General features: G+C 66.4%; 4 protein-coding genes and 1 pseudogene. 3 read left to right on the top strand and 2 right to left on the bottom strand.

Translation table 11 applies throughout. The features are described from left to right. Nucleotides 1–440 (top strand): annotated as a pseudogene (locus MJ783_RS22505) (hypothetical protein); the annotation flags it as partial. Nucleotides 441–726: 286 nt separating this feature from the next. On the opposite strand, the gene MJ783_RS22500 reads toward MJ783_RS22505, so the two are convergent. Continuing rightward, nucleotides 727–1,161 carry a CBS domain-containing protein gene (locus MJ783_RS22500; protein ID WP_239313717.1) on the bottom strand — a complete coding sequence of 145 codons (435 nt, stop codon included), beginning with the start codon at nucleotides 1,159–1,161 and terminating at the stop codon, nucleotides 727–729. A gap of 1,043 nt (nucleotides 1,162–2,204) precedes the next feature. On the opposite strand from MJ783_RS22500, the gene MJ783_RS22495 reads away from it, so the two are divergent. Both MJ783_RS22495 and MJ783_RS22490 read left to right on the top strand, forming a co-directional pair. Beyond that, a complete protein-coding gene (locus tag MJ783_RS22495) occupies nucleotides 2,205–2,924 on the top strand; it encodes a hypothetical protein (protein WP_239313715.1) in 720 nt (239 codons plus the stop codon). 150 nt (nucleotides 2,925–3,074) lie between these two features. Continuing rightward, nucleotides 3,075–3,233, top strand: coding sequence for a hypothetical protein (locus tag MJ783_RS22490; RefSeq protein WP_239313713.1), 159 nt, complete (start codon nucleotides 3,075–3,077; stop codon nucleotides 3,231–3,233). Nucleotides 3,234–3,580: 347 nt separating this feature from the next. On the opposite strand, the gene MJ783_RS22485 is transcribed toward MJ783_RS22490, so the two are convergent. Further along, nucleotides 3,581–3,963 (bottom strand): MMPL family transporter (locus tag MJ783_RS22485; protein ID WP_239313711.1); only part of this gene is annotated, 383 nt, incomplete at its 5' end.

Raw genomic sequence — 3,963 nt, 5'->3', positions numbered from 1 at the left:
GCGCGGCGGCGCAACTACCGGAGATTCTCCCGGCTGGTGCCAACGTGTCGTTCGTGCGCCGGCTCCCGGCGCCGCGGGAGATCTTCGTCCGTACCTTTGAGCGGGGAGCCGGGCTGACTCCTTCATGCGGTTCCGGGGTGGTGGCGTCGCGCCTGGTGTATTCCAGGCTTGGGCACGCCGCCGCGGACGAAGCGGTCGTGGTCCGTAACCTGGGTGGCAGCGCGAGATGCCTTGTCACGCCCTCTCCGGATGGTTCTCGGATTCCGCGGCTGGAGGGCAACGCGACCTTTGTCTACCGTGCGGTCGTCGACGTGGAGCGGCTACGCCAGGGAGATCACGGCGAGCTCGACGTTGAGTTGCTGACCGACGAGATCGCAGCCTACGAGCTGTTTTGCGAGGACAATCTGAGAGTGGTGCGCGATGGTGGCGTTCCCCTTTGAGGGCCTGTCACCGATTCATCGCCGATCGTGTTTGTGGCGCGATGAGCCCACGCCACCAAGAGGCCAGCGAGGATCCCAGCTGATCTCGGCGACGCCCGCCGCGGGGCCTGCGGCCATCGCGTGCTTTTTCTCGTCAGGCGTTTTCCACGGCTCCCGAGGCAGAATCACGCGATGGCCGTTATGTGTCCTGAAACGTTATGTGTCCTGAAGTGTGGCCATCCTATATCATAAAGATATCATTCTTATGATATAGGATACTGGGATCAGGAGGCGTGAACCAGCCGCGTCAAGCGATGCGATCGGCGGGACCGGACTTGATGGCCTCCACGAGTTGCCCCAGTTTCTCCTCGGGCAGGTTCTTCGCCAGGTCGGCTTCACTGATCATGCCTATCAGCTGGTTGTTCTCAATCACGGGAAGACGCTTGACCCGATGCTCCATCATCCGGCGCATGACCTCGTCAAGGTCTGCCTCCGCGTCGATGTAGAACGGTCGGCCCTGCCCCAGGTCCCGGGCCCGCGTTGACGTGGGGTCCTTTCCCTCGGCAAGACATCTGATCACGATGTCGCGGTCGGTGATGATTCCATGGAGTTTGTTGTCCTCGCCGCAGATCGGCAGCGAACCCACGCCGAGGTCCCGCATCTTGCGGGCGGCATCCACGAGAGTCTCGGTTTCGCCGATGCATTCGGCATCCCGATGCATGATCTGATGTGCGGTGGTCATGCGGATCCCCTCTCCTGCTGATCAGACCTGCCGGCCCGGAACGATCGATCGCATGCGCTGTGTCGCCGACCACCTCGAGCGCTCCGGGCTGTCTGGGGCCGTGACCACGCGAGCCGGGCAGCTGGTTTTCGGGACACACACCCCGGGTGCCTACCCCGCATCCGCAGCCGCATGCCGCGGACGAACAGGCCTTCTCGGCTGGGATGCCCTCACCGCCGGCGGTCCGCCCGGTCACGTGGGTACTCCGTGACTGCCCCGGCCCGTGCCTGGCTTAGAGCGCCCGGCAATAGGGATGTGGATCAAGGAGCGGGGCTGGGGTGCGTGCATCGCGAGGCGGCGGAGGGAGCCACCGGAGGTGTTGGGTGGCGACTGACGACAACGAGGCGAGGCGCCGTCTGGCGCCGGCAGACCCTGGACGAACTTCCGGCGGCGACCACTAAGGTGGCGATGCGGGTTGTGGTGAACGGCATGACATGCGCGCGGCACCACGGACATGAGGGTCCTCATGGTATAGAACGGGCGAAACGATATAAATGCCTTGAATCGGGTGTGGAATCAGGATGCGTGAAGATCCCGGCCGCCTTGGGCGTGCCCGCAGTACCGCGCTGATCGCGATCGCTGCCCGGATCATGGCGAGCAGGGGTTGTGGTGGTCACAACAGCCCTGCCTGCTGGTGATGAGACGCTCTGGAGCACCGGACGGCGTACCGGCGGGCTGGCGACCCCCTCCGTCGCCAGCCCGCCGGTTTCCGGCTATTTCTTCTCCCCCCAGTGCCACCCCCGCCTCGGCCCCCCAGCCGAGGCGCGCCCGCGGCATCCGGTCGTGCTCTGCCGGTGGGCGCAAAACAGATGTTGCCGTGCCCGCGTCCGCCCGAACAGAGCGCCCCCGCACCGGAGCAGGGGTGCTCCCCCGCGGAAGGCAAGCTGCTCGGCCTTCTTGACCTGCGGATTCACGCGGAGATCGTGACCTGTAGATGACAGCCGCCGGGTCTGTTCACAGTTAGGCTCATCGGGTGGTTGGGATGAGAGGGGCGACGGGAGCGCATGGTCGCAAGAGGGGTACCGGATGCGGCACCGCTGGTCGTCGTCGCAAGGATCACTGCCAGTGGGCGGCGGTGGGCGCTCGGGGCTGGACGGCGATTGACGTTCGGCCGCGCCGGCTGCGACATTCCCTTCGGGGCTGATCCGCAGGATCTCCTGGTGTCCCGCCGTGCTGGAACGCTGGCCGAAAGTGAAGGCGCGATCGTCATCAGCAACACCGGCCGTCATCCGCTCCTGGTGTTGACCGCGGACGGGGACACACATCGCATCCTGTCCCCGGCGACGGCGGTCTCAGCGGGCCTCGCCGAGTTCCAGATCGTCGCGGTCGGCACGGATGGTGAGCGGCACGGGATCGGCGTGGTGCACTACCGCCGCCAGCCGGTAGCCCGCGAGCAGGACACAGTGCAGCTTATTGTTCGGTTGACCCAGACTGAACGTCTGTTGCTGGTAGCGCTGTGTGAACCACGATTGCGCACGGGTGACAACCATGCGCCGTTCGCCACATACCGGGAGATCGCCCGTCGGGTCAACCGCGACGACAACTACGTCCGCTCGCGGCTCGCCACCGTCCGCAGCAACCTCTCCGGACAGGGGGTCCCGGGGCTGCTTCGCGATGAGCCTGGCCCGGCCGCACGGCGGTTGCCGGACTACATCGTCCGCCTCGGCGAATGGGTGCTGGCCGCTGGCCTCGTCACCGTGGTCGACCTCGAGCTGTTGGCCTGAACCGCTGGACGATGCTTCCCGGGCGCGCCGCCAGCGCTCGTGCGATCGAGGCTGTCGCGACACTCCGATTACTTAGAGTAGCTATATCGATGCGGATGGTATCTGTAAGGTGCCTGTCAGGAGGGTGGCCAACGGAGAGGGGCAACTGCTTTGTCCACCACGGTCCGCGGCCAGGCGAACTTCGCGCCGATGCGGCTCATGCCGGCTTACGGCGCCCTGGTCGTGTTCGCGCCGAAGATGCCGAAGGTGATGGGTAGTGCGTGGCCTACGCGGAACTACCGCTTCTGCCGGGTGCGAGACCTGGTGTGACCGGGCGGTCCGAGGAGTCCTCCTCGGACCGTCAGCACGGGGGCATTCCGCGCCGCCGCGGGGTGCCCCCGTGCCGCGCAATCGGCTGGCAGTCCCTGGGCTGAAGATCCAGAAATAAGAGCGCCCGGCACGAGGGGCGCGGATCAAGGTGCGGGGCTGGGGTGTGTGCGTCGCAAGGCGGCGCAGGGAGTCACCCTGGTCCTTGGGGCGGTGGCCGGCGGGCCAGGGTACCCATGCGTCGCGCGGCGATGGATGGGGGAGCGATGCGGCGAGGTGCGTGCCCTGGCCCCGCGGCGCCGCGTCCCCTATGGCCGGTCGCGCTGAGTTTTCAGGTGTGATTGCCGCTTTCAGGCGTGGTTGTCGGCTCGCCAGGTCGGTGGCAGGCGGGTGGAGACGGTTGCCTGATCCGCGACGCCGTCTTCGTCCGCCGGGGTGATGACTTCGGCGGGCACTGGCCTGTTGCGGATCTCCTCGATTTCCTCAGGTGCCTCTACCGATACGCTTGGCAACAGATGATCAAGCCAGCGGGGCAGCCACCAGTTTGCCGGCCCGAACAGGTGCATGAGTGCCGGCACCAGCAGGGCGCGGACGACGAAGGCGTCGATCAGGACGGCGACCGCGAGTCCCAGGCCGAACAGTTTGATCACTCGGTCGTCCGCGAGCGTGAAGGAGGCGAAGACCAACGTCATGATTGCGCCCGCGGCCGTGATCACCCGGCCGGTTTCGGCCT

Origin of the sequence: Protofrankia sp. Cj3 (genome assembly GCF_917627355.1) — a bacterium.
Taxonomy (GTDB): domain Bacteria; phylum Actinomycetota; class Actinomycetes; order Frankiales; family Frankiaceae; genus Protofrankia.
Note: the sequence above shows the minus strand (reverse complement) of the source record. Positions and strands in the feature narration are given on the sequence as shown.